General features: G+C 55.0%; 18 protein-coding genes and 1 other RNA gene. 6 read left to right on the top strand and 13 right to left on the bottom strand.

Annotated elements, in window-relative coordinates:
- The first annotated feature begins 21 nt into the window (after nt 1-21).
- Complete coding sequence (locus NXC24_RS15945; protein ID WP_104824190.1) at nt 22-654, top strand: CatB-related O-acetyltransferase; 633 nt, start codon at nt 22-24, stop codon at nt 652-654.
- A gap of 90 nt (nt 655-744) precedes the next feature.
- On the opposite strand, the gene NXC24_RS15940 is transcribed toward NXC24_RS15945, so the two are convergent.
- The 6 genes from NXC24_RS15940 to tkt all read right to left on the bottom strand — a co-directional run bounded on the left by NXC24_RS15940 (nt 745) and on the right by tkt (nt 9070).
- Nucleotides 745-1767 (bottom strand): class I fructose-bisphosphate aldolase, encoded by a 1023-nt coding sequence (locus tag NXC24_RS15940; RefSeq protein WP_104824189.1) that lies wholly within the window; start codon nt 1765-1767, stop codon nt 745-747.
- A gap of 206 nt (nt 1768-1973) precedes the next feature.
- A complete protein-coding gene (locus NXC24_RS15935; RefSeq protein ID WP_104824188.1) occupies nt 1974-3176 on the bottom strand; it encodes a phosphoglycerate kinase in 1203 nt (400 codons plus the stop codon).
- Nucleotides 3177-3248: 72 nt separating this feature from the next.
- A complete protein-coding gene (locus tag NXC24_RS15930; protein WP_104824187.1) occupies nt 3249-5099 on the bottom strand; it encodes a potassium/proton antiporter in 1851 nt (616 codons plus the stop codon).
- 330 nt (nt 5100-5429) lie between these two features.
- Nucleotides 5430-6014, bottom strand: a complete 585-nt coding sequence (locus NXC24_RS15925; RefSeq protein ID WP_104824186.1) for a putative glycolipid-binding domain-containing protein — start codon at nt 6012-6014, stop codon at nt 5430-5432.
- A gap of 2 nt (nt 6015-6016) precedes the next feature.
- Nucleotides 6017-7027 carry a type I glyceraldehyde-3-phosphate dehydrogenase gene (gene gap / locus NXC24_RS15920; protein ID WP_104824185.1) on the bottom strand — a complete coding sequence of 337 codons (1011 nt, stop codon included), beginning with the start codon at nt 7025-7027 and terminating at the stop codon, nt 6017-6019.
- Between the two features lie 60 nt (nt 7028-7087).
- A complete protein-coding gene (gene tkt / locus NXC24_RS15915; protein WP_104824184.1) occupies nt 7088-9070 on the bottom strand; it encodes a transketolase in 1983 nt (660 codons plus the stop codon).
- Nucleotides 9071-9472: 402 nt separating this feature from the next.
- Between tkt and NXC24_RS15910 the strand changes: the two genes are divergently transcribed.
- The 4 genes from NXC24_RS15910 to NXC24_RS15895 all read left to right on the top strand — a co-directional run bounded on the left by NXC24_RS15910 (nt 9473) and on the right by NXC24_RS15895 (nt 12273).
- Nucleotides 9473-9748: a DUF4164 domain-containing protein gene (locus NXC24_RS15910; protein ID WP_104825195.1), complete on the top strand. Its 276-nt coding sequence runs from the start codon at nt 9473-9475 to the stop codon at nt 9746-9748.
- 49 nt (nt 9749-9797) lie between these two features.
- Nucleotides 9798-10175, top strand: coding sequence for a cell division protein ZapA (locus NXC24_RS15905; protein ID WP_104824183.1), 378 nt, complete (start codon nt 9798-9800; stop codon nt 10173-10175).
- A gap of 74 nt (nt 10176-10249) precedes the next feature.
- Nucleotides 10250-10408, top strand: a non-coding RNA gene (gene ssrS / locus NXC24_RS15900) — 6S RNA.
- Between the two features lie 89 nt (nt 10409-10497).
- The gene (locus NXC24_RS15895) at nt 10498-12273 is read left to right on the top strand and encodes a site-specific integrase (protein ID WP_104824182.1); all 1776 of its coding nucleotides are present in this window, start codon (nt 10498-10500) and stop codon (nt 12271-12273) included.
- Between the two features lie 62 nt (nt 12274-12335).
- Here NXC24_RS15895 and NXC24_RS15890 read toward each other — a convergent pair whose 3' ends face one another.
- Together NXC24_RS15890 and NXC24_RS15880 are read right to left on the bottom strand one after the other, a co-directional pair.
- Nucleotides 12336-13322 carry a DUF2971 domain-containing protein gene (locus NXC24_RS15890; protein ID WP_104824181.1) on the bottom strand — a complete coding sequence of 329 codons (987 nt, stop codon included), beginning with the start codon at nt 13320-13322 and terminating at the stop codon, nt 12336-12338.
- A gap of 354 nt (nt 13323-13676) precedes the next feature.
- A complete protein-coding gene (locus NXC24_RS15880; protein WP_158704491.1) occupies nt 13677-14273 on the bottom strand; it encodes a hypothetical protein in 597 nt (198 codons plus the stop codon).
- Between the two features lie 858 nt (nt 14274-15131).
- Here NXC24_RS15880 and NXC24_RS15875 point away from each other — a divergent pair.
- Nucleotides 15132-15764: a hypothetical protein gene (locus NXC24_RS15875; protein WP_104824178.1), complete on the top strand. Its 633-nt coding sequence runs from the start codon at nt 15132-15134 to the stop codon at nt 15762-15764.
- Nucleotides 15765-15780: 16 nt separating this feature from the next.
- On the opposite strand, the gene NXC24_RS15870 is transcribed toward NXC24_RS15875, so the two are convergent.
- From NXC24_RS15870 to NXC24_RS15855, 5 genes are all read right to left on the bottom strand, one after another.
- Nucleotides 15781-17316, bottom strand: a complete 1536-nt coding sequence (locus NXC24_RS15870; RefSeq protein WP_104824177.1) for a hypothetical protein — start codon at nt 17314-17316, stop codon at nt 15781-15783.
- A gap of 1390 nt (nt 17317-18706) precedes the next feature.
- Complete coding sequence (locus NXC24_RS15865) at nt 18707-19585, bottom strand: hypothetical protein (RefSeq protein WP_104824176.1); 879 nt, start codon at nt 19583-19585, stop codon at nt 18707-18709.
- Between the two features lie 109 nt (nt 19586-19694).
- Complete coding sequence (locus NXC24_RS15860; RefSeq protein WP_104824175.1) at nt 19695-20324, bottom strand: recombinase family protein; 630 nt, start codon at nt 20322-20324, stop codon at nt 19695-19697.
- 186 nt (nt 20325-20510) lie between these two features.
- Nucleotides 20511-20849 carry a hypothetical protein gene (locus tag NXC24_RS35120; protein WP_158704490.1) on the bottom strand — a complete coding sequence of 113 codons (339 nt, stop codon included), beginning with the start codon at nt 20847-20849 and terminating at the stop codon, nt 20511-20513.
- Between the two features lie 170 nt (nt 20850-21019).
- Complete coding sequence (locus tag NXC24_RS15855; RefSeq protein ID WP_104824174.1) at nt 21020-21760, bottom strand: hypothetical protein; 741 nt, start codon at nt 21758-21760, stop codon at nt 21020-21022.
- Nucleotides 21761-21840: the final 80 nt, after the last annotated feature.

Raw genomic sequence — 21840 nt, 5'->3', positions numbered from 1 at the left:
GGCAATTTGAAAAGGTTTTCCATGCCTCTTCTTGACCCTAATGCAGTCCATCCAATTACTTTGCCTGATGGCACCCTCTATCGCGATACTGTCTACCTGAAGAACGTAATTGACCATCCGCGCATGGAAATCGGCGAGTTCAGCTATTATACCCATTCCGGAAGGCCGGAAGATACTGCCCAGATACTGGCGCCCTATCTCGGTGGTAGCGTTCGTGAGCGCCTAGTGATCGGCAAGTTTGTCCAAATTGCTCGGGGAAGCTACTTCATCACCAGTTCGGCTAATCATCCGATGACTGGCTTCACCACCTATCCATTTCGCATCTTTAAGCCTGAGACCTTCGGCTACACCGACCTGCCGGTGAAGGATACCATCGTCGGTCACGATGTCTGGATTGGTCATAACGCGGCCATCATGCCGGGCGTGCAGATTGGGGCGGGCGCGATCGTCGGCGCTGCTTCGGTCGTCGCAAGTCATGTACCGCCTTATGCAGTTGTTGGCGGGAATCCGGCAACTATCATTCGGATGCGCTATCCGAGTGAGGTCATCAACGAACTTCTTGATATAGCCTGGTGGGATTGGCCGATAGACAAAATCGAAGCCAACTTAGCGTCTCTCAGTAGCGGTGATCTCGCTGCCCTCAAAACAGCTTGAGCGTGCTGCAAACTCATCTACCGCACAAAAGCAAAAAGCCCCGACCGCATCGCGATCGGGGCTTTCATCCATTCGAAGCGTCACCTTAGATCAGGCGGCCTTTTCGCTGTCCTTGGTCCAGCTACCCTTGGCGGCGAGGTAGTTCATCTCGGCGCGGTGGGCGAAGGCGCGCTGGCCGGCGGCGACGTTTTCCGCCTTGCCGCCCCATGCCTTCAGCGCGGCGTCCTGCAGGGCGCGGCCGTAGGAGAAGGTAACGTGCCAAGGCAGGTCATAGCCGTTGATGGCGGAGAGATGCGCGGTTGCTTCTTCCGGCGTCTGGCCGCCGGAGAGGAAGGCGATGCCGGGGACGGCGGAGGGAACGGTTTCCTTCAGCACCTTGACGGTGCGTTCGGCGACTTGCTCGACCGATGCCTTGCGCGCCTTCTTGCCGTCGATGACCATGCTCGGCTTGAGGATCATGCCTTCGAGGTTGATGCGGGCTTCTGCGAGCTCCTGGAAAACGATCTGCAGCGTCCAGCGGGTGACTTCCTCGCTGCGGGCGAGATCGTGGGTGCCGGGTTCGCCGTCCATCAAGACTTCCGGCTCGACGATCGGCACGATCTTTGCCTGCTGGCAAAGCGCGGCGTAGCGGGCGAGCGCATGGGCATTGGCCTTGATCGAGCCATGGGTCGGCAGCGTATCGGAAACGGCGATCACGCCACGCCACTTGGCGAAGCGGGCGCCGGCGTCATAATATTTCGCCAGGCGGTCAGCGAGGCCGTCCAGGCCTTCGGTGATGGTTTCGCCCGGGAAGCCGGCCATCGGCTTGGCGCCGGTATCGACCTTGATGCCGGGAATGCTGTCGGCAGCGCGGATGATGTCGACGAAAGGCGTGCCGTCGGCGGCCTTCTGAAAGAGAGTTTCCTCATAGAGGATGACCCCGGAGACGTACTTCTTCATCGCCTCTTCCGAGCGGAAGAGCATTTCGCGATAATCGCGGCGGCTCTCTTCGGTGGAAGCGAGAGCGATCGTGTCGAGACGTTTCTTGATCGTGGCGGTGGATTCGTCAGCCGCCAGCAGGCCCTTGCCACCGGCTACCATCTTTACGGCAATGTCTTCAAGTCGTTCGCTCATTTTCGTTCTCCAAGTCGATTTCAGTCAGCGACGGGGTCATATAGGTCGGCGATAACAGAAGTGTATAAAGAGGGAAATGGGCAGCTAAATTATTGAAACGATTGAAATGATTTCAACCGTTTGAAAGTTCGGACTATCATTTTAGCATCCTGTGGAAAGCTGCGAAAGTCCGGGTCGCAGCTCTCCTTTTTGTGTGAGATGCCGGTCTATTTTTCAGTATGGAGAACGGCGACGCCCGGCAGGACCTTGCCTTCCATCCATTCGAGGAAAGCGCCGCCTGCCGTCGAGACATAGGTGAAATCATCGGCGACGCCGGCATGGTTCAACGCGGAGACGGTATCGCCGCCGCCGGCAACCGAGGTCAGTTTGCCGGCTTTGGTGCATTCAGCGGCATATTTGGCAGCAGCCACGGTGGCGGCGTCGAAAGGCGTGATTTCGAAAGCGCCGAGGGGGCCGTTCCAGACCAGCGTCGTTGCGCGTCCGATCCAGGCCTTGACCGCTTCGACCGATTTCGGGCCGACATCGAGGACCATGGCATCGGCCGGAATGGCTTCGATCGAAACAACTTCATTGTCCGCGCCAGCCTTGAATTCGCGGGCGACAACGCCGTCTTCCGGCAGCACGATGGCGCAGCCCGACGTCGCGGCTTCGATCATGATCTGCTTGGCGGTGTCGGCCAGATCATGCTCGCACAGCGATTTGCCGACATTGGTGCCGCGGGCGGCGAGGAAGGTGTTGGCCATGCCGCCGCCGATCACCAGCGCATCGACCTTCTTCACCAGGTTCATCAGCAGGTCGATCTTGGTCGAGACCTTGGCGCCGCCGACGATGGCAACAACCGGGCGGGCCGGGTTGCCAAGACCTTTTTCCAGCGCTTCCAGCTCGGCCTGCATGGTGCGGCCGGCATAGGCGGGGAGGTGATTGGCAAGGCCCTCGGTCGAGGAATGGGCGCGGTGGGCGGCGGAGAAGGCGTCGTTGACGTAGATATCGCCGTTGGCTGCCAGCGCCTGAGTAAAGGCGGCGTCGTTTTTCTCTTCTTCCTTATGGAAGCGAGTGTTTTCGAGCAGCAGAATATCGCCGTTGTTCATCTTGGCGATGGCGTCGGCTGCCGGTGCGCCGACGCAATCGGAGGCGAAGAGGACGGCGTGATCGAGCACTTCTTCGATCGCGGGAATGATCAAGGAAAGCGACAGATCCGGCGACGGCCCATCCTTCGGGCGGCCGAAGTGGGCAAGCAGGATGACCTTGGCACCCTTCTTGGACAATTCCAGAATCGTCGGCGCCACGCGCTCGATACGGGTCGCGTCGGTGACTTTGCCGTCCTTGACCGGCACATTGAGGTCGACGCGCACGAGCACGCGCTTGCCGGTGATATCGGTGAGATTGTCGAGGGTTTTGAAGGCTGCCATAGGGAGGATCCAATGTTGTTGGTGCCGCGAAGTGCGCCGACCATACTACGGATGATGCGAGACGCAAGGCGGTCAGGCGTCGTTTTTGCCGGTATTTGAATCGGTTGAAACGACCTCTTCGGCGTGCTCGCGACGCTTGCGCAGGAAGCCGCGAATACCGTTCAAAATGTCGTGGAGATTGATGAAAATCGGCAGGATCGCCGGTGGTTCCAACGCTTCCAGCGACATGCCGACCGACTGGATATGGTCGTTTTCGTCGAGATCGCGGACGATCAGGATGATCTCGCCGAGACGGACGCGATCGGCATAATCGGCCTTGCCGCCGAGGCGCTGGCGCATCAGCTCGGCGATCGTCAGGCCTTTTTCCGCATCGCTGAGAAGCCCTGGACCATAGGCGGCGTCGAGATCGGCGGCGGGACGCAGCGGCGAGATCGAAAAGGCGCCGAAGAAATCCGCATCATCCGGATCGACCGGCGCGCGGCTGGCAAACAGGCGGTCGAGAAGGCGTGAATAGCTGGGCGAAATGAAGAGATAGACGAGATCGTGTTCGCGCAGGCGCCCAGCATATTGGTAGCGCATCGACTTGCCGTCCCTGACGACGAGCGATGGCATCGCCCAGCGCGGGATGCGTTCGCCGCGCAGAACCGGGCTATCCTTGACGACGCGATAGGAGAGCAGCTCGTGATTGACTGTGCCCGGCAGATCGACCTCGACTTTGTCGACGGCGCCCATGCGCGGCGGCACGATGAGGCTGAGCCGACGCGCCATCGGCTTGATCGTCCAGCCCTGAACGAGCAACGACACCAGCACGACGATGAAGGCGACATTGAAATAGGTCTGGCTGCTCGGGAGATTGCCAAGGATCGGCATGATGGCGAGCAGGATGGAGACGGCACCGCGCAGGCCCACCCAGGCGACGAAACCCGTTTCGCGCTGCGTGTAGTCGAAAGGCAACAGACAGAGCCAGACGGCAATTGGCCGGGCGATGAAGATCAGGAACAGCGCCAACGCCACGGCGGGGATGGCGATCGCCGGAAATTGCGACGGCGTGGCGAGTAGCCCGAGGACGAGGAACATGATGATTTGCGCCAGCCACGTCATGCCGTCCTGAAAGCGTTTGATGCTGGCCGAGGCGGGCATCTTGCGATTTCCGGCGTAAATGCCTGCCACATAGACGGCGAGAAAGCCGCTGCCACCGACAGCGCCGGTAAAGGAGAAGACGAGCAGGGCGAGCGCCAGCACGAAGATCGGCGTCAGGCCGCGATCGGTCTCCAGATGGCTGACGATCAGCACGATCATCATGCCGCCGAGCAGGCCGAGAATGACGCCCAGGCCCATCTGCTGGATGAAGGTGGCGAGCATAACAAGGTTGAAACCGTGATAGCCGTCGCCGCTCGCAAGCAGCTCGACCAGCGCCAGCGTCAGGAAAATCGCCATCGGATCATTGGTGCCGGATTCGACTTCCAGCGTCGAGCGCACCTTGTCGCGGATGTTGATGCCGCCGATGCGCAGCAGGAAGAAGACAGCAGCCGCATCCGTCGACGCGACGATCGAGCCGAGGAGCAGGCCTTGCAGCCAGGTAAAGCCAAGGAGCCAGGTGGCGGCGAGGCCGAACAGTGCCGCTGTCACGAGAACGCCGATGGACGCAATGGTCAGGGCCGGGGCGGCGGCCAGTTTGAAGGCCTGGATCGGCGTGCCATAGCCGGAATCGAAGAGGATGACGGCGAGGGCGAGCGAGCCGAGGATATAGGCAAGATAGTTATTGCTGAATTCGATGCCGAGCCCGTCCGTGCCGGCCATCAGCCCGATCATCAGAAAAAGCAGCAGCAGCGGTGCGCCGAAACGAAAGGCAAGCAGACTCGAGAAGGCCGCCATCAGAATGAGGACCGTGCACACCAATACGACGACGTAAAATGCCTCCACGCCCTTCTTCCCCTTTCCCGCGCGCTCTTGCCCCGGCCGCAGCCGGGATCCTTCGCAATTCTCCCGCCACTCACTATGCTGCCGCATGCTTAAAATTAGTACATACAAATATTCTTCGGAGAAGGCGCTGGTTCGATGCCCGCTCCGACGATAGCGACTTCATGCTGTGATGCGTTTCGCCAGAACAGCGAAACGGCCCCGGAACGCTTTGGGAGAATTCCTGTCAAAAATTTATTTGTAAATCTGGACCATAGCAGGGCAGGGAGAGGAAAGATTTGAGGCGAATGGGAGGAATAATGCGGACCGCAGGCTGTTGTCCGCGCGGCCGTATTAAACATCCACACGCTTGAAATAGATTGGATAGTCGATCACCAGCCCATCCTCGTCGACGGGCAGGTCTACGGTAAAGGTCCTGTCTTCGGCAGCATAGCGATAGAGTTTCTGCGGCGTGATGCAAGTGTAGCGCTGGCCGTCGCGCAGCGGCACGAAGCTGTCGAATGGAATATAGAGCATGGAAAGCTTTGCCGTTCCAGCGTCCGGCGTCAGCTCAAGCCGGCGGATCGGCAGGCTGTTTGTGAAAGGCGAGCCGGAGAGATCGATATCGATGCAGCCGTCGAATTGCGGCAAGGCAATGCCGTCTTCGGCGCGCCAATGTCCTTTGCCGTCGGAAAGCAAGGCAAGGCGCCGGCCATCGGTGGTATCGATCGAAAAGGAGAGAACGGTCCAGTCGGCTGCGCAATTGATGCGGTAGAAGACGCCGTAGGGCGAGCCGTCGCGGCTGCCGATGATGGTGCCACAGGCGCGAATGGCTGCGCCCGTGGCGGTGTCGATGGGAGCGATCGTCAGATGCTCCAGCCCGTCTCCTTCCAGCGGACGCCAGCGAACTGTCGTCGGAAGGAGAGGGCGGAAGGCCATGATCAGATCAGCTTGGCAAATGCAACGGCCGTATCGGACATGCGGCTGGAGAAGCCCCATTCGTTGTCGTACCAGGACAGGACGCGCACGAAGTTGCCTTCCATGACCTTGGTCTGGTCGGTCGCGAAGATCGACGAGTGGCTGTCATGGTTGAAGTCACGGGAAACCAGCGGCTCGTCGGTGTAGCCGAGGATGCCCTTCAGCTTGCCGTTCGATGCAGCCTTGATGGCTTCGTTGATTTCGCCGACCGTCGTTGCCTTCTTGGACACGAACTTGAAGTCGACAACCGAGACGTTCGGGGTCGGAACGCGGATCGACGTGCCGTCGAGCTTGCCCTTCAGGTGCGGCAGAACGAGACCAACAGCCTTTGCGGCGCCCGTCGAGGTCGGGATCATGGACAGGGCTGCGGCACGGGCGCGGTACAGGTCCTTGTGCATGGTGTCGAGCGTCGGCTGGTCACCGGTGTAGGAGTGGATGGTCGTCATGAAGCCGTGGTCGATGCCGACGGCGTCGTCGAGAACCTTCACGACCGGCACCAGGCAGTTCGTGGTGCAGGAAGCGTTGGAGATGACCATGTGCTCCTTGGTGAGCTGGTCGTGGTTGACGCCGAAAACGACGGTCAGGTCGGCACCGTCGGCAGGAGCCGAAACGATAACGCGCTTGGCACCGGCCGTCAGGTGAGCGGCGGCCTTGTCGCGGGCAGTGAAGATGCCCGTGCATTCCATGGCGATGTCGACGCCAAGGTCCTTGTGCGGCAGCGTTGCCGGATCCTTGATCGCCGTGACCTTGATCGGTTTGCCGCCGCCAACGATGATCGTGTCGCCTTCGACCTTCACTTCGGCAGGGAACTTGCCGTGGATGGAATCGTAACGCAGCAGGTGGGCATTGGTCTCGACCGGGCCGAGGTCGTTGATAGCAACAACTTCGATGTCGGTGCGGCCGGATTCGACGATCGCGCGCAGAACGTTACGGCCGATGCGGCCGAAACCGTTGATGGCAACTTTTACAGTCATGTGTTCACTCCCGTTCACTCAGGGTATTTCTATTGAAATGGAGAGCGCCTTTCGACGCCCTCAGGAAAGCTTTGCCTCAGCGGCAGCGACAACCGCCTCGGCGGTAATGCCGAAATGCTTATAAACGTCCTTGTAAGGTGCGGAAGCACCAAAGCTCTTCATGCCGATGAAGGCGCCTTCCGGACCGATGAATGCGTCCCAGCCTTCGCGAACGGCGGCTTCGACGGCGATCTTGACCGGCGAATTGCCGAGCACTTCCGTGCGGTAGGCTTCCGGCTGCTCGAAGAAGAGCTCCGTGCAGGGTACGGAAACGACGCGGGTGGAAATACCCTTGCCTTCCAGCGCCGCGCGGGCGGCGACGGCGATTTCGACTTCGGAACCCGAAGCGAAGATCGTCACCTTGGCGTCGGCATTGCCGGCGAGCGTGTAGGCGCCCTGCTCGCAGAGGTTCTTCTCGCTGTATTCGGTACGTGCAGCGAGCAGGTTCTGGCGGGTCAGCGCGAGGCCGGACGGACGATTGTGCGTCTTGACCGCGATCTGCCAGCATTCCGCCGTTTCGGTGGCATCAGCCGGACGGAACAACAGGAAATTTGGAATGGCCCGCAGGCCGGCGATCTGTTCGACCGGCTGGTGCGTCGGGCCGTCTTCGCCGACGCCGATCGAGTCATGCGTCAGAACGTGGATGGCGCGGATGCCCATCAGCGCAGCGAGACGGAGCGGCGGACGGCAATAGTCCGAGAAGATCAGGAAGCCGCCGGAATAGGGGATCAGGCCGCCATGCAGCGAAATGCCGTTCATGGCAGAGGCCATGCCGTGCTCGCGGATGCCCCAGTGGACGTACCGGCCGGAGAAATCGGTCGGGGTGATCGACTTCATCTGGCTGGTCTTGGTGTTGTTCGACGGCGTCAGGTCCGCGGAACCGCCCAGTGTTTCCGGCAGGAAGCCATTGATGACTTCGAGCGCATCTTCCGATGCCTTGCGGGTTGCGAGCGTCGGCTTGGTTTCAGCGAGCTTCTTCTTGTATTCGCTGATGGCGGCATCGAAGCCAGCCGGCAGCTCGCCGGCAAAGCGGCGATTGAATTCGGCCTTCTTGCCGGCTTCCGCAACAGCGACGCGGCCTTCCCAGGCTTCGCGGGTGCTGACGGAGCGCTCGCCGGCGGCGCGCCATTCGGTAAGAATGTCGTCCGGAATGACGAAAGCTTCGTAGGGCCAGTTCAACGCAACGCGCGTCGCTGCAATTTCCTCGGCGCCGAGCGGCGAGCCGTGAACCTTGTGGGTGCCCTGCTTGTTCGGAGCGCCGAAGCCGATAATCGTCTTGCAGGCGATCAGCGTCGGGCGGTCGGATTGGTGCGCGGCTTCGATGGCAGCGCCGATGGCGGCCTGGTCGTGGCCGTCTACTTCGATCGTGTTCCAGTGAACGGCCTTGAAGCGGGCAACCTGGTCGGTCGAATCCGACAGCGAAACGGCGCCGTCGATGGTGATCGAGTTGTTGTCCCAGAAGAGGATGAGCTTGTTCAGCTTCAGGTGGCCGGCCAGCGCGATCGCTTCATGGCTGATGCCTTCCATGAGGCAGCCGTCGCCGCACATGACATAGGTATAGTGATCCATCAGCTCGGCGCCGAATTCTTCACGCAGCTTGCGTTCGGCGATCGCCATGCCGACCGAATTGGCAATACCCTGGCCGAGCGGGCCGGTGGTGGTTTCGATGCCGGTGGCGTGACCATATTCCGGATGGCCGGCAGTCTTGGAGCCGAGCTGACGGAATTGCTTGAGGTCCTCGACCCCCATGTCAGGGTAGCCGGTCAAGTACAGCAGCGAATAGAGCAGCATGGAGCCATGGCCAGCCGAGAGCACGAAGCGGTCACGGTTCGGCCAATGCGGATGCTTCGGGTCGAAGCGTAGATATTTGCCAAAGAGAACGGTGGCGACATCCGCCATCCCCATCGGCAAACCGGGGTGACCGGAATTGGCCTTCTCGACAGCATCCATGGCAAGGAAACGGATCGCATTCGCCATCCGGTCGTGTTGTTCGCGAGAGATCATGGTTTTTCCGCAGGGTTCCGGGTTCGGGGGATGGCCACACGCTTGGGAGGCTGGGCCACCGGTTGAAAGGCGGCCGAAACGGAGGAGTACCTTACAAACTCCGTTTTCACTGCTGCCTCAGGCGGCTGAGACATAGCAGTTGGGGCGAGCAAGTCAATAAATCCGCGGGGCGATCAGGGGGTGGTGCGGCAATTTTTCGACATTTGCCCGCCGACTTATACAAAAGACGACAAGGGTAAGACAAAGGCCGCTTAAGCCATAAAGGCGGCCTTCATCCACAGATTAGGTCCCCTGCCGTATGGCGGCCTTTATTGACGTTCAGTTGCCGAGTTGAATATTGTTGGGAAATCAGTCGAGTGGCCGGATATTTTGATTCGGGCCTTGCGCGGGGAATCGAAAGGCATGACGCCCTCAGGCAAAACGGTGGATGTGGCGCTCGCTCAGTTGCGCCAGGCGCTTTCGACTTTGGAGAGCGCCGTCGATGTGCGGTTCGAACGTGAACGCGCGCAAAGCGATGTCGAAGGCGAGGTTCGCCGGGTGCATGCGGATCGTTCGCGGCTCGCCCAGGAACTCGACCAGGCGGAGTTCCGAGCGAACCGGCTTGAAGAGGTCAATCGCGAAGTGTCGCGCCGGCTTGTGACGGCGATGGAAACCATAAGAGCCGTGCTCGACCGCTGATCCCTCGGGACGCAGCCGTCGCGATCAGCGGCAATGATCGGAAAGTCTCATGGCGCAGGTAACGGTAACGATCGATGGCAAGGCCTATCGCATGGCCTGCGAAGAGGGGCAGGAAGAGCATCTGACGGATCTCGCCACCCGCTTCGACCGCTATGTCATGCATCTGAAGAGCCAGTTCGGCGAAATCGGCGATCTGCGCGTCACCGTCATGGCCGGCATCATGATCATGGACGAGGTGGCGGAGCTGACACGTCGCGTTTCGGGGCTGGAGGCCGAGCTCGAAAACTTGCGCAACAACCGTGACACCGTGCTTGCGGCCAATGCCCGCAGCGAAGAGACGCTCGCAACCGTCATCGACGAAGTGACGACGCGCATTCGCGGCATCACCGAGAAGCTGACGGTTCGCCCAGGCGCCGAGCCGAACTGAGGCGTTCTTTTATTTCTCGGGACTGCACCGTAGCACCCTCTGGTGCAAGGCGAGAATTCTCTTTATATAGGACTTGCGGTCTGCGCTTCCCGACAGGAACCACAATCCCTGGGGCCATACTCGATCCAAAGGGAGCTGTCCCTGACCAGGCTCGTGGGCCTGGACACACGGCGCCCACCTACGTTTGTAGGCGCCCAGGATCGTAAACATCCATCGGTCGTCGTGGATCGCTCTTATATCTCATTGATTTTCAACATTTTTGGCTCTCGACTGAAACTTTGACACCGACTTTGACACCGGTGTGAAAATCGAGTTGCCGACTATGGCTGACCGCTATCGACTCTATCGTCATCCCAACGGTATCTACTATCACCGGGTCAAAGTTCCTGCCGAGATACGATCTTTCTATGGCAAGCAAATCGAGCAACGATCACTGAGAACGCGCGACTTGCGGACGGCACTTCGGCTGCTGTCTGCTGTGATCGTTGAGGTGGACCACGCGTTCGCCCTGATAAGGGCTAAGCATTTCAATCAACTGGTTGATGCGACTTCCGGATGGCGACGAAATCCAACGATCCCTGTTAGTTCAGAAATGATGCTACGGGCGCGCGACGAGTTCCGCTGTCTTCTTCAATCGAAGGAAGACGATGAAAGGGCGCTCGCGCTGAGAGCGTTTGGTTCAGGGGGCGCTCAACGAGAGGAAATCATCGACACTCTCTTTGTCGAGCATCGGCAGCGACTTGAGCATCGCCTCGCATCTGTTGAGCGCGCTTATGCCGTTCGCGACCTATCGCGCTGGCAACGAGCGTACGATCATTTCGATCTTGCAGATGCCGATCCGACTGCTGCGATAGGTATGTTGTATGATTGCGAGCGGACCATGATCACCGCTTGGCTACGAGAGTTCAGTGGCCCTTGTTCAGGCATGTCGCTGCGCCAATCCTCATCAGACGTGCGAAGTTCGAAAGCTCCTGAGGCGACGGCGAGGGAAACAGAGCTGCCATTGCTCTCAGTGATCGCAGTCGAATGCTTTGAATCGCTTGCGAAATCCAAGGGATGGAGCGCGAAAACTCAGTCGGCACGCGCGAACCAGATTAAGCAGGTCATTGCTATCTGTGGTGACAAGCCACTCAATCAATACGTTCAGTCAGACATCAGGTTGCTAAAGTCTACGTTATTTGAGCTGCCTCCTCAGGCCCATGGTCGGTCCGAGTTAAAGGGGCTCTCCAAATTAGAGATTGCTGCTCGTGCAAAAATAGACGGCTCGTCCAAAGGTCTATCGGTCGAAAGCGTTCGGCAGGTGATGACGGCGATGAACTTAGTGTTTGGGTGGGCTCGCGCTGAATTCGACATAAATCTGAAGAACATTGTTCAGCCGATGATACCAAAACTCGGGAGCGCCGGCGACCGGCGCGATAAAAGGCACGGCTTCAGCATCCTCGAATTACAGAAGCTCTTTCACAGCCCGGTCTTCACTGGGGTAAAGAGCGCGCGGGAGTGGTTCGTGAAGGGGGATGTGCCCATGCAAGCCACAGGGCGCTTCTGGGTACCTCTTCTATCGTTGTATGCAGGGACGAGGTTGATGGAAGCCGTACAACTGTTTCGCGAGGACGTTCGGTTAGAGGGTGGGATTTGGTTTCTGGATGTTAATGCTGACGACACGGACGGCAGCTTTGTCGGGAAGACGCTCAAGACGATGTTTGCCGCTCGTAAAATCCCGGTCCATGCGAAATTGATTGAACTCGGATTTGTTAAATTTGTTCAGTCTGTGCAGCCCGGACAACGGTTATTTCCCGATATCGGGATCGGACCTGCCAACCAGCGTCACCGCCATGCCTCGAAGTTGTTCAACAAACTGCTCTCAAAGGCGGGGATCAAGGCAGAAAAGAAGGTTTGGCATTCTCTGCGGCATTCATTCGAGCAAGCCTGTCGCGATAGCCGAGTGGATAGTGCCGTTATGGACCAAATTCAGGGCCATTCACAGGGTATCCGCGAGGTCTACGGAAGCTCGTATGGGTTGCCGGTTTTGAACGAAGGCATTCAATCCATCGCCTACAAAGGCTTAGACCTCACTCATGTTCGAGGGTTTCCTTCCTGACCTTAAAGAGGGACTCCAATTGCGATAAACCGTTAGGTCACCACCGTGATATGGCTGCGACATTATAAACGTAATGGCACGTCGGATATTTCAACTTTAGTCGCGGCGTTTGGAACGTTCTGATCTTCCAAAAGGGCAACAAATTCGCGCTTGAGCTGCACAGACATTGTGCCGGGGCCGATCAAAAGCCTTTGGAAGAGTTCAGGCAGCGTGGCTCCATAGAAACCTTCATCTGGTACATCAATCAGAGGGATTTTATAGATGCGCTGCGGGGCCTGCGAGATGATAACCCGGTCTGGCACGAGCCTTTGGGACTTTTGAAACGTAGGTTGATATACAATTCGCCATTCACGCTCTTCGTGAAAGCTGGGATGTTTCGTGCAGATGATAGCATATCGGTAGGCTGCAAATAGATTTGCAAGTATATGCTCGCGTCCGAGCCGTTCCAGGAATTCAAAGTTAACAATGATGTTCTTTACGACTTGCTCGTATTGCTCAAGAAATTGTGCGGGGGATAGATAGGCAACCGGGCTGGTGTAGGCGCCAAGTGCGTCTGATGGACGAAGAAAAGGACCGCTATTTAACACGAATGCAACCGGGTTTGCGCCTGCACCGTAGGCGCGCCACATGGAAAGTCTGCCCATCTGCTCTTCGTTTGGCAACTGCTCCGTCAAACAAGTGATGTAGGTCTCCTGTTCAAAGTGCGGCATCCACGAGTTGATTAACCCGATAAGATGCTCAGTAAACCCTGGAAATTTTCCGTCTAGTACCCTCGCCAATTCGTGTGCTGAATCGCTCGTCAGAGCATTAGCAAGACAAGCCTTTCCGTGCTGTATCTCGGAGCTGTCGTTCATCCACGTGACATTCCTCATCCATACAGACCCGTTCCGGATCATGGATTCGGCGGCTGCACTGCTGCAATAATGGACAAATGAATGCCGTGTAGTCAGCGCCTCAATAGTTTTGTTGAAGGCATACGGATAAAATATCTGGAAGTTACGAATATCTTCCGCCGTAAACGATAGCTCTTCTGTCAAGGATTGAAGCATCAAATATCTCAATTGCCGCGCTTTGTCGTGGCAATTTAGCCGAGCGGTTCGAAAAGTACGAGAGGCTTACAGATTTGTGCACAAGCCTCGATGCAGCGCCACCATCCGGTCGCCCTGCCTCGTCTGTGTAGTCCACTTCGGGCACACCCTGATTTGCGCGCTGAGCCCGCTCTCCTTCTTTGTTCCTTTTGGGCTTCTGGCGTGGAAAGCCCAGGCGATTGCCGACTACTTCACCAAAGGCAAGGGTGTCGCCCCCTCCACAGTGGCGAGTCCCGGGACTTCCACGTCAAATAAAAACAGGGGCTTAATCGCGGTCAAATTGACCATTTCACGGGATATGATCGTGATAGCGACTTAAATGTCCTGATCCCGTATTGTGAAGAAAGGAATCGAGACATCGTTCATGTTGGGAACACCGGAGATGGAGATGCCCGTTCCGGGCATCGGAGATAGCATTTCAGCTCCAAAATGGCGGGTGACTATCGCCCTCATCACGTATGCTAGGAAGTCGAGAAGGTTCTCTGCTACCGGCACGACCTCATCCATCAGCTTCCCAAACGCCAATTCTGGATTGCGCTCGCCCATGACTTCGAGGATGTGGGACGAGATGACCAAATCCGACAAGTAGTAGTAGCCATTGGTCACCGCGTGGGAGACATACCACGCCCAATCCTCGTCGTCCGGAACCTCACTGAAAGCTTTTTCGAGCGCTGCAAGATCAGGATAGTGATAAACGACACTGTTTCTGAGCCGATGTAGCACATTGTTGTTCCCAAAATGACGCTTCAACAGCCGATGGGCTTCCTTTCCATCAGCTTCAACATCACCATTAATCTCCAAAAGTAGTCTCTGGATATTTGGTCGTCTGATCATCTCCCAAGTCTCAGCCATGGAGGCGAGCATAAACCGCAAAATCATTTGAGTTTGCGCAGCGCTGAGGATGTTTTCCACTTCGTGCTTCGACTCGAAATTCATTGAGAATATGAGCAAACGGCGGAGCACTGTGATCTGATTAATTGCGTAACTCGCTAGCAAGAGGAGTGCGCGCTCCTCGGGGGCACTGCTTCCAATTGGGATTTCGAGATATGAAGTCGAAAGATTTCGATCTTGGAATCGCGTTCCATCGATTCACGTCCACCTACTGAGCCACTTTTGTTTCTAGCTTATTTGAGAAGGAATAACTATCCGGGCTTCATCAGCAAGCGACTTCGTATTTGGCAACATTGGCATGTAGCGTGGCAAGCTCGGCAATGGTGGAATGGTGATAAACCAGAATACCCCGTTCACGATCAGGAGAAGCATGACAAGCCCGATTAGGATGTATGGGTGGATTTGGGCTTCATCGATCAATTGACCCCGATTCGTTTTGAAATCGGTCGATTTTCGAGTGGAAAGCCAGATGGTCCACGATGAATTTTACACAAGGTTCCTGCCAACTATTTGATTTCATTAGAGGCCCTGTGAATGGCGGGCGCACCCACTTGTAACGACAACCATTCGTGCTCACACTGCGAAGCAGAAGCAGACACCAAATTCTTTTTTTCTTTTGGTGAAAGGTGCCTGCTGTGGAAAACCCCCCGGAATTCAAGTTTAAGCTCTTCGGCTTGTTTGAGCTATCAGGCACCGGCACGCTTGGCATTGTCGTTGCCGCGATTATAGCCGTGCTCATGACCGGGATGTTCCTCCTTCATGTCGGATGATGTCGGAAACGCTTCCGATCCGAAAAATTCTCCAAGTGTCTGCTTTTAGAATCTGCGACAAACCTTCTGGTTCGGGTAGAGTGCCGACATCTTTTACATCGGAGGATGTATGCACACGACGACGAAGCCACGCCCAAGAAGCCAGTTGATCAGCCCGAACTACACTGCACAGAATTGGCAAGACCTGAATCTTGATCCGGACAACGCCGATGAAGCGCAGTGGCAGAAAGCGGGCGAGATTATAAAAGACCGGATTGAAGGACGATTTTTGAAACCGGCTGATGCGCTGATAGAGGCAGAAGCAGACAAAACTCAGGGCACATTCGGCTTTGCAATTCTCGCCTTGGATTTCCTTGTAATAGAGACAGTTCAAGGGTTCCGGGAGGGCAGGATCAACCATACCGGACAGAGCGAAACCCTTTTCAAAAACTTTCTCAAGGAATGGTCCCTATTCAAAGAGAGCGTCTCGGTTGAGGCTGAGCAAGAAGACAAAGCTCGAAAGCTCTATTTAAGCGGGCGATGCGCCCTTCATCACAGCGGTAGCACTGACTTCCTGAAGGTCGGCATTTCAGGCACGGCGCTGGAATTTTCCGCAGATGGTCTAATCCGGATCAATAGGACCCTGTTTCATCAGAGCCTATCGCAAGAGTTCACGAGCTTCATAGAGGCTATCGAAACCCCAGGCGATCCGATCTTGCGGCGCAACGTCAAGACCAAGATGAACGAGATTTGTCAGAAATGAGCGTTCGGCTCCGCTGTTACAGCGTCGTTTCGACAGCGGCTTCGGCTTTCCTCGCTGCTCTACTCTTGCGCTTCCGTTCAGTAGCTTCGACGCGCTTCTGATCTTCGCTCTTCTCAACACGCGGACGACCCCGCTTAGGCTGCTCGCCAAAGTCAATCGGAAGCGGAGTGGATGCGGCACATCCAAGCATCTCTTGAACGGCTTCCGCCGCACCTTCGTCAGGAAGCACGAGAACAACTTTCAGGAGCTTGCCGTTTTCGTCTGGCTTGCCAATGTTCTCCTTGTCCCTGATCATTGTGCGCCCCATGAACTGATAAACCATCTGATAGCATAGCGCGTCTTTCGCCTGTTTCTGCGTGATCCCGTAGAAGGCGTAAAGCCGCTCATTGGTATCCGGATCGTAGTTGATGGCGGCAAGGAAGACAGCCATATTACAGTGCTGGAAACTGTTCCAACCAAACGGGTTGGTGATGACACGTTGACCGCCTTTCTCACCATCCAACAACCACCTGAAGTCCTTGTCGTTTGAACGCTTGTTCGAACAGTGAATGTGTTCGCGTCCTGGGAACATCTCATCCAAACAAAGGGCAACCATGTCCAAAAACTGTTGCGTGCCGGTTTCCTCATCACCTTTGCCAAGCCGCGTTAAAAACGTCTTGGACAGGTTCTTGACCGGGGCATGATAGAGTTCAACGTGGTCGGCAACATGCTTCATATCCTGATAGCGCAGCCCCGTTTGAATCTCTTTGTTCGTCTGAAATTCAACGTCCTTCGACCACATCAGCGACAACAAGGTTTTGTCGAAATTCGCGCTGATCATCAGAACATCTTTGTACGCATCAACGATGGACGGCAGCATGAAAATAGTGAATTGAAGCCAGACACGACTTTCCCCAATCACCTTGCCGGTCTTGTCGCGCTTCAGGAACGCGTTGCCAGACGAAGCCTTGTCAAAGCTGTCCTGATCGATGACGACGCGGTATTGATCGTTGTGGATGTATGCCGCTAGCTTCTTCGCATGCTCGCCATAACCCTTGAAACGTCGTTCAGTGTCATAGGGGTCTTTTAGAGCGTTGTTCATCGGAGTGGACGGAACCACCTCATACATGGGCGCCGCTTTTGGTTGGGTGTCTGTCGCCTCAATGACGTACAGTTCACGAACGTCTTCCGGACTCTCGAATTCAATCCGGATCGTATCGAGAGGCGAAAAAGCTTCATCAATAGCAAGTAGCCGATTTGACGTGTTCGCCCGGGCGTTCAGGGCAATCATGTTGTTTGGGATCAGGACGCCTTCATAGCCTTCGTCGCAGTAGCGAACGTACGCTTCGGTAGAACTGCGAAAACCCGCATCTTGCGAGATGACAAGCGAAGAGATTCCGAGTTTGCTTAGTTCCTCGTGATGCTCATTGCTCAATCCGTTGGTAGGAGTGGCAAAGGTTGCCGGAACTGGATTGCCGCCGTTTTCGGCGATTAGCTTAGCGTACCATTCTCGCGTTCTGTAGGATTTGCCCGAACCGATATGACCATCTACTTTCTGAATGATTTTCTTCATCAAATTTTCCTCAAATTAACATGCGCAATGAAAAAAGGTCTCTGTGCGTCGGGCGAGGAACACAGAGACCTTTAGAGATTCGTTTGCACTTGTCTTGAGGATGTGATGCCGAAGCCTTTCGAATGACCTATTGAAACTAAGTCATTCGCCCGACTTCGATCTCAACAATAGTATCTAGTAATCTTCTCCCTTAATATCGTGTCTTTTGATGCAAAACTTTCGTGTTATTAGCACTGAATACGCTGAATTTTGCGTTCCTCATGAGGCGACAATAAAACTGATAAAGGACACGGTTTCGCATCACATTGGATAAGGCTTAAATTTTCGGGAATTGTCGCATTATAGCGAATATATACGTATATATCAAGTAAGATTCTGAACTATTATTCAAAATCAAAACGAATTACAGTGTATATGTCACGTTTGCGGCACTCAATCGTAGCAGTGTCACACTTAATTCCTTAAAACAGATTCTCTCTTCTTATAGGATTAAAATGTGACATGAATCTAAGGGATATGAATCAATAAAGGAATCTAAAAACACTAGCCGCTGGATGACCACGAGCGTAGCGAGTGGGCAATCCAGCTCACGAGCGAAGCGAAGTGAGCTTCTTAAATCCATTGCAATCAGTAAGGTTTCATTTCCAAATGGATTTCCTACCAATTGTCATTCCGACCGATAGAAGACCCTATAGATTCCTTTATCGATTCATTATCAGATGGATTTACTTCCAATGGCTATTGTTGGCATGGACACTCGCTTCGCTCGCGTGTTCGCTTCGCTCACGTAACTGGCAAGACAAAGTTTTTTTTCGATCAACCTTTGCCATCATTGTTCGCCTGATGAACCCTGTTGGAAAACTGACTTTACCCTGTGGCTATCCTGCCAACACCTGTAGTTCATTAGCTTCAACTGTATCCAACTGGTTTCGACTGAATTCAATCTGTGTTCCGCTGGTGTATCTCTGCTGACATCTGGAAAGGCAAATGACGTAATCAACCTATACCGTGGGGTTTCGATCCGACATCGGTAGGGCGACTATGACCTTATGGAGTGCCGCAAACGTGACATGGTGAAGTGCCGCGACAAGACAGCAGTGTTACATTGTAACATCAGAACTGAGTAAGAGCATACGTATAATCATATTGGCGAGACTTCTTGCGGGGACCATGTTTTGCGCCCCGCGCCACCAGCCTCCCGGGATTTCTCGCCCAAATCGGTCAGGGATGAGCAAATGTTTGCTTGAATAGACAAATGCAAAGAAGCTCGGAGTCGCACGATTCCGGGCTTTGATGAAAATAACAATTTAGGCTGTCAGGCGGCTTCTTTGATCCGCTTGGCGAAGGAAGGCGGCGCGTGTTACCCCGATCTAACAAGCCGGGGTTTCGTTTACTCCGCAGCATCTTTTTTGGCGGGTGCACCCTTCGGAGACTTCGCTAAAGCTTCCTCGTTTAGCACGATCTGCAATCGTATCGGAGTTTTCGGGTCTCGTTCCTCGACTGGGATTTCAGCAATCTGCAAGGCCTTGCTCATGCCCTTTTGTTCAACAGCGTGTGCCACTATATCTTCACCCAACGTCAGCATGTTTTCTCGTGTAGCTAAAATATCGCTGAGTATGTCGGAAGGTGTTGGATTCTTGCTTCCATCTCGATACCAAGATGGTGCCACAACACGACCGCCCTTCAACTTGAAGTTCTCGATAATCAGTGTTCCGTTCTTACCACCTGGATGCTCCACCGCATTCCTTTTTTTGACGAGTTCGGCAATCCAGTCATGGTCATCAGAGAACATTTTCGTGATGGAATGATCTTTTCCGAATTCTGCGGTAGCCCATTTCACGATTTGGCTATTGCCCGCACCCGTCTTGTCCCAAAAGATACTAGCTTCAATGGGCAGGTTTGCGCCGAACAGAAGGTTGAGCGGTTTCACCAAATCTCGAAGGTACTGCTTTGCTGCGAGCAAGAAGCTCTCCGCATTCACCTGAAGGTCGATGATAAAAGGAACGCTGGTATTTCCCTTGCGCAGTTCCAAGAGGAACGCATTAAGGGTGCGCTCGCGTTCATCAAATATGCGGTCGGCTAAGTCGTAGCAATGCAGCAGACGAGTTTGCAGGCCCATATAGACCTCCATAATGGCTTCCCTCGTCTCTTTCTCGATATGAACCGCGTTCAGTAGTTCAAAGGTTTGCAGCGTCAGTCGTGCGACAACCGGATGAGACGCCCCGTGGTTTGAGACTTGCTGAAATACAAACGTCGGCTTCTTGACCATCACTCACACCAATTATTATAGAACAACTGCTCGCTGTACTGGTCTAACACCTTGTCCGTCAGGTAAAAGTGCTCGTGGATGTTGATGTTTCCCGCAACCACGACAGCCGTCAAGCGGCTTCTGTAGCGCGTTCCTTCAGTCGCTTGGCGATCTTCGCCACTGTTGCCCGGGAAGCCTTGGTCACGTCCTGAATTTGGGTGTAGGACTTGCCTTCCTTTAGCATGGCTTCAATGCCCTTATTGCGCTTCACGTCTTCTTGTTTGCCTTTATAGCGACCTTCAGCCTTGGCGCGTGCCTGTCCTTGTGCCTGTCGCCGGCGACGGTCTTCGTAGTCCTTGCGGGCGACGGCAGCGAGCATGTCAAGAAGCATTCCGTTGATGGCTTTGAACATGCGCCCGGTGAATTCGTCTGTTGGGCTGGCAAGCATCCACGATGTAGGAAGATCGCGCGCTACAATCCGGACCTGCTTTGTCTCAATTTCGGCAAGAAGCTTTTGCCAATCGGCTTCGGTAAGACGAGACAGGCGGTCAACCTGTTCAATCAGCAGGATTTCGCCCGGACGGCTGTCGCGAAGCAGGCGGAACAGTTCCGGACGCTGCAACTTCGCCCCGCTTTCGTTCTCGATATACGTCGCCGCAATGGTCAAGCCGCGTTCGGCAGCAAAATCTTCAAGCTCCTGTAGCGCCCGTGTTGCGTCCTGTTCGTCGGTTGATGCTCTGAGATACATCCTTGCCAGCATGGAAACTCTTTCGGTTTACTTCAGATTGGTTTACTTGAGATTTTATGTAAACCATCCTTACTGAACCGTCAAGGCTGCTGGAAATCCGGGCGATGTTGATCCATGCCGATTGGTTTAGCGGAGGCACACCAAAATTGAACCGCAATCAGACGACCAATCATTGCAGCCCACACGCGATGCAGCTCATCAATGCAATCTGTCGATTTCTCGCCGCCTATCGTCAATAGCTTTTGCCATGGCTTCCTCGCGCCCACACTCATGCTTCTCTTGATAGAAGCGGATAAGACCTTGCCGTCGATCTTCGGTCATAATTGCATAGACATTACGAAAGCTTCTTTCCGTCGCGCTGATCGTTGACGGTGGTTCGTGCGACAGATGGCGGCGAAATATCCTTGATAGAGCGAAATAACATCCAAAGCCGACGGCTAATGACGATGCAAGCACCGCGAGCATCAAGCCCCAATTGAATGCGGTCGGGTTAGCCGTCACTATGGTGATGATCGATCCGTTTTCATTCGCCTGCACTGAGGACTCCCAAGGTCGCCACACGGAATATGTCACGGCAGGGAGCGTAGCGCACTCAGGGTTGATCTGGATGGTAAACACTCAATTCATGCCGGGGCACACTCAAGCTGCAAAAGGGCGATACGACGCGGATTATACTTTTCGAGGCGTGGAGGGAATCTAATTGGGCACTACACGACGCACAATCGAAACGACGAATTACAGAAGTTATTGGCTGCTCCGGCGTAGGGAGCGTAGCGAGAAATTCGATGGTGCAAAACTGATGCCAGTCCATTCACGTTTTGCTGTTTCTCCTGCGAAAGACACGCCCTACTTATTGCCGTGAACCAATAGCTGTCTTCTTCGTCTATCGTGCAACGTGGGTCCTTCACATAGAATGTTGCATCGATAGCCTTCACCTGATCATCGCCAGCGTCGAGCGCTCCCATCTTTCGTCCGATGAAATATTCGACGGCAGCAGTTCCCTGTCTGATTTCGGTGTTGTCAGAGATAATCAAGACGCGCGCTTGCCCTTCCTGTGGAACAAATTGTGCGTATTCTTCAAACTTCTTTTGGCTTTTCCGCATTGTTTTCATGACTTGATTCATCATAAAATCAGTCATCTTTTGGGAGGCGTCTTTCGAGTCGGGCAGTTGGTTTATTATCGCTTTGAAATTCAATCTTCCGACGCCCCAAAACGGCGCCCCTTGCTGCGCGGCGATTTCTTGTAGTTTCTTATAAAATTGGGATTGATCAATCGCGTTGCGAGATTTGCGCTCGATGGCAATCTTACCATTGAGGATCAAATGGTCGGGCGCCTTATGTTGCCTGCCCTTGCCAATGCTGTTGTTTTGATCCGGTATCGATTGGTCTGGAAATAGGTCTTCAATCGCCATACGGACTACGTCGTCAACTGTGATTGCATCAACCATCAATTTGCCTCCAAACCCAATAGTCCCAGGGCATATCCGCTTCGCTGCACTCGGCTATCCCTACGATATTGTAGGGACAA

Origin of the sequence: Rhizobium sp. NXC24 (assembly GCF_002944315.1) — a bacterium.
Classification (GTDB): domain Bacteria; phylum Pseudomonadota; class Alphaproteobacteria; order Rhizobiales; family Rhizobiaceae; genus Rhizobium.
The sequence above is the reverse complement of the archived record's forward strand: the minus strand, read 5'-3'. Positions and strand labels throughout refer to the sequence as shown.

Coding starts and splice junctions, on each gene's coding strand:
- NXC24_RS15860 (WP_104824175.1), bottom strand. CDS start 20,324: ATGCTGGCAAGGATGTATCTCAGAGCATCAACCGACGAACAGGACGCA.
- NXC24_RS15875 (WP_104824178.1), top strand. CDS start 15,132: ATGCACACGACGACGAAGCCACGCCCAAGAAGCCAGTTGATCAGCCCG.
- tkt (WP_104824184.1), bottom strand. CDS start 9,070: ATGATCTCTCGCGAACAACACGACCGGATGGCGAATGCGATCCGTTTC.
- NXC24_RS15925 (WP_104824186.1), bottom strand. CDS start 6,014: ATGGCCTTCCGCCCTCTCCTTCCGACGACAGTTCGCTGGCGTCCGCTG.
- NXC24_RS15865 (WP_104824176.1), bottom strand. CDS start 19,585: ATGGTCAAGAAGCCGACGTTTGTATTTCAGCAAGTCTCAAACCACGGG.
- NXC24_RS15940 (WP_104824189.1), bottom strand. CDS start 1,767: ATGAGCGAACGACTTGAAGACATTGCCGTAAAGATGGTAGCCGGTGGC.
- NXC24_RS15910 (WP_104825195.1), top strand. CDS start 9,473: ATGACGCCCTCAGGCAAAACGGTGGATGTGGCGCTCGCTCAGTTGCGC.
- NXC24_RS15855 (WP_104824174.1), bottom strand. CDS start 21,760: ATGGTTGATGCAATCACAGTTGACGACGTAGTCCGTATGGCGATTGAA.
- gap (WP_104824185.1), bottom strand. CDS start 7,027: ATGACTGTAAAAGTTGCCATCAACGGTTTCGGCCGCATCGGCCGTAAC.
- NXC24_RS15935 (WP_104824188.1), bottom strand. CDS start 3,176: ATGGCAGCCTTCAAAACCCTCGACAATCTCACCGATATCACCGGCAAG.
- NXC24_RS15945 (WP_104824190.1), top strand. CDS start 22: ATGCCTCTTCTTGACCCTAATGCAGTCCATCCAATTACTTTGCCTGAT.
- NXC24_RS15895 (WP_104824182.1), top strand. CDS start 10,498: ATGGCTGACCGCTATCGACTCTATCGTCATCCCAACGGTATCTACTAT.
- NXC24_RS15890 (WP_104824181.1), bottom strand. CDS start 13,322: ATGCTTCAATCCTTGACAGAAGAGCTATCGTTTACGGCGGAAGATATT.
- NXC24_RS15870 (WP_104824177.1), bottom strand. CDS start 17,316: ATGAAGAAAATCATTCAGAAAGTAGATGGTCATATCGGTTCGGGCAAA.
- NXC24_RS15905 (WP_104824183.1), top strand. CDS start 9,798: ATGGCGCAGGTAACGGTAACGATCGATGGCAAGGCCTATCGCATGGCC.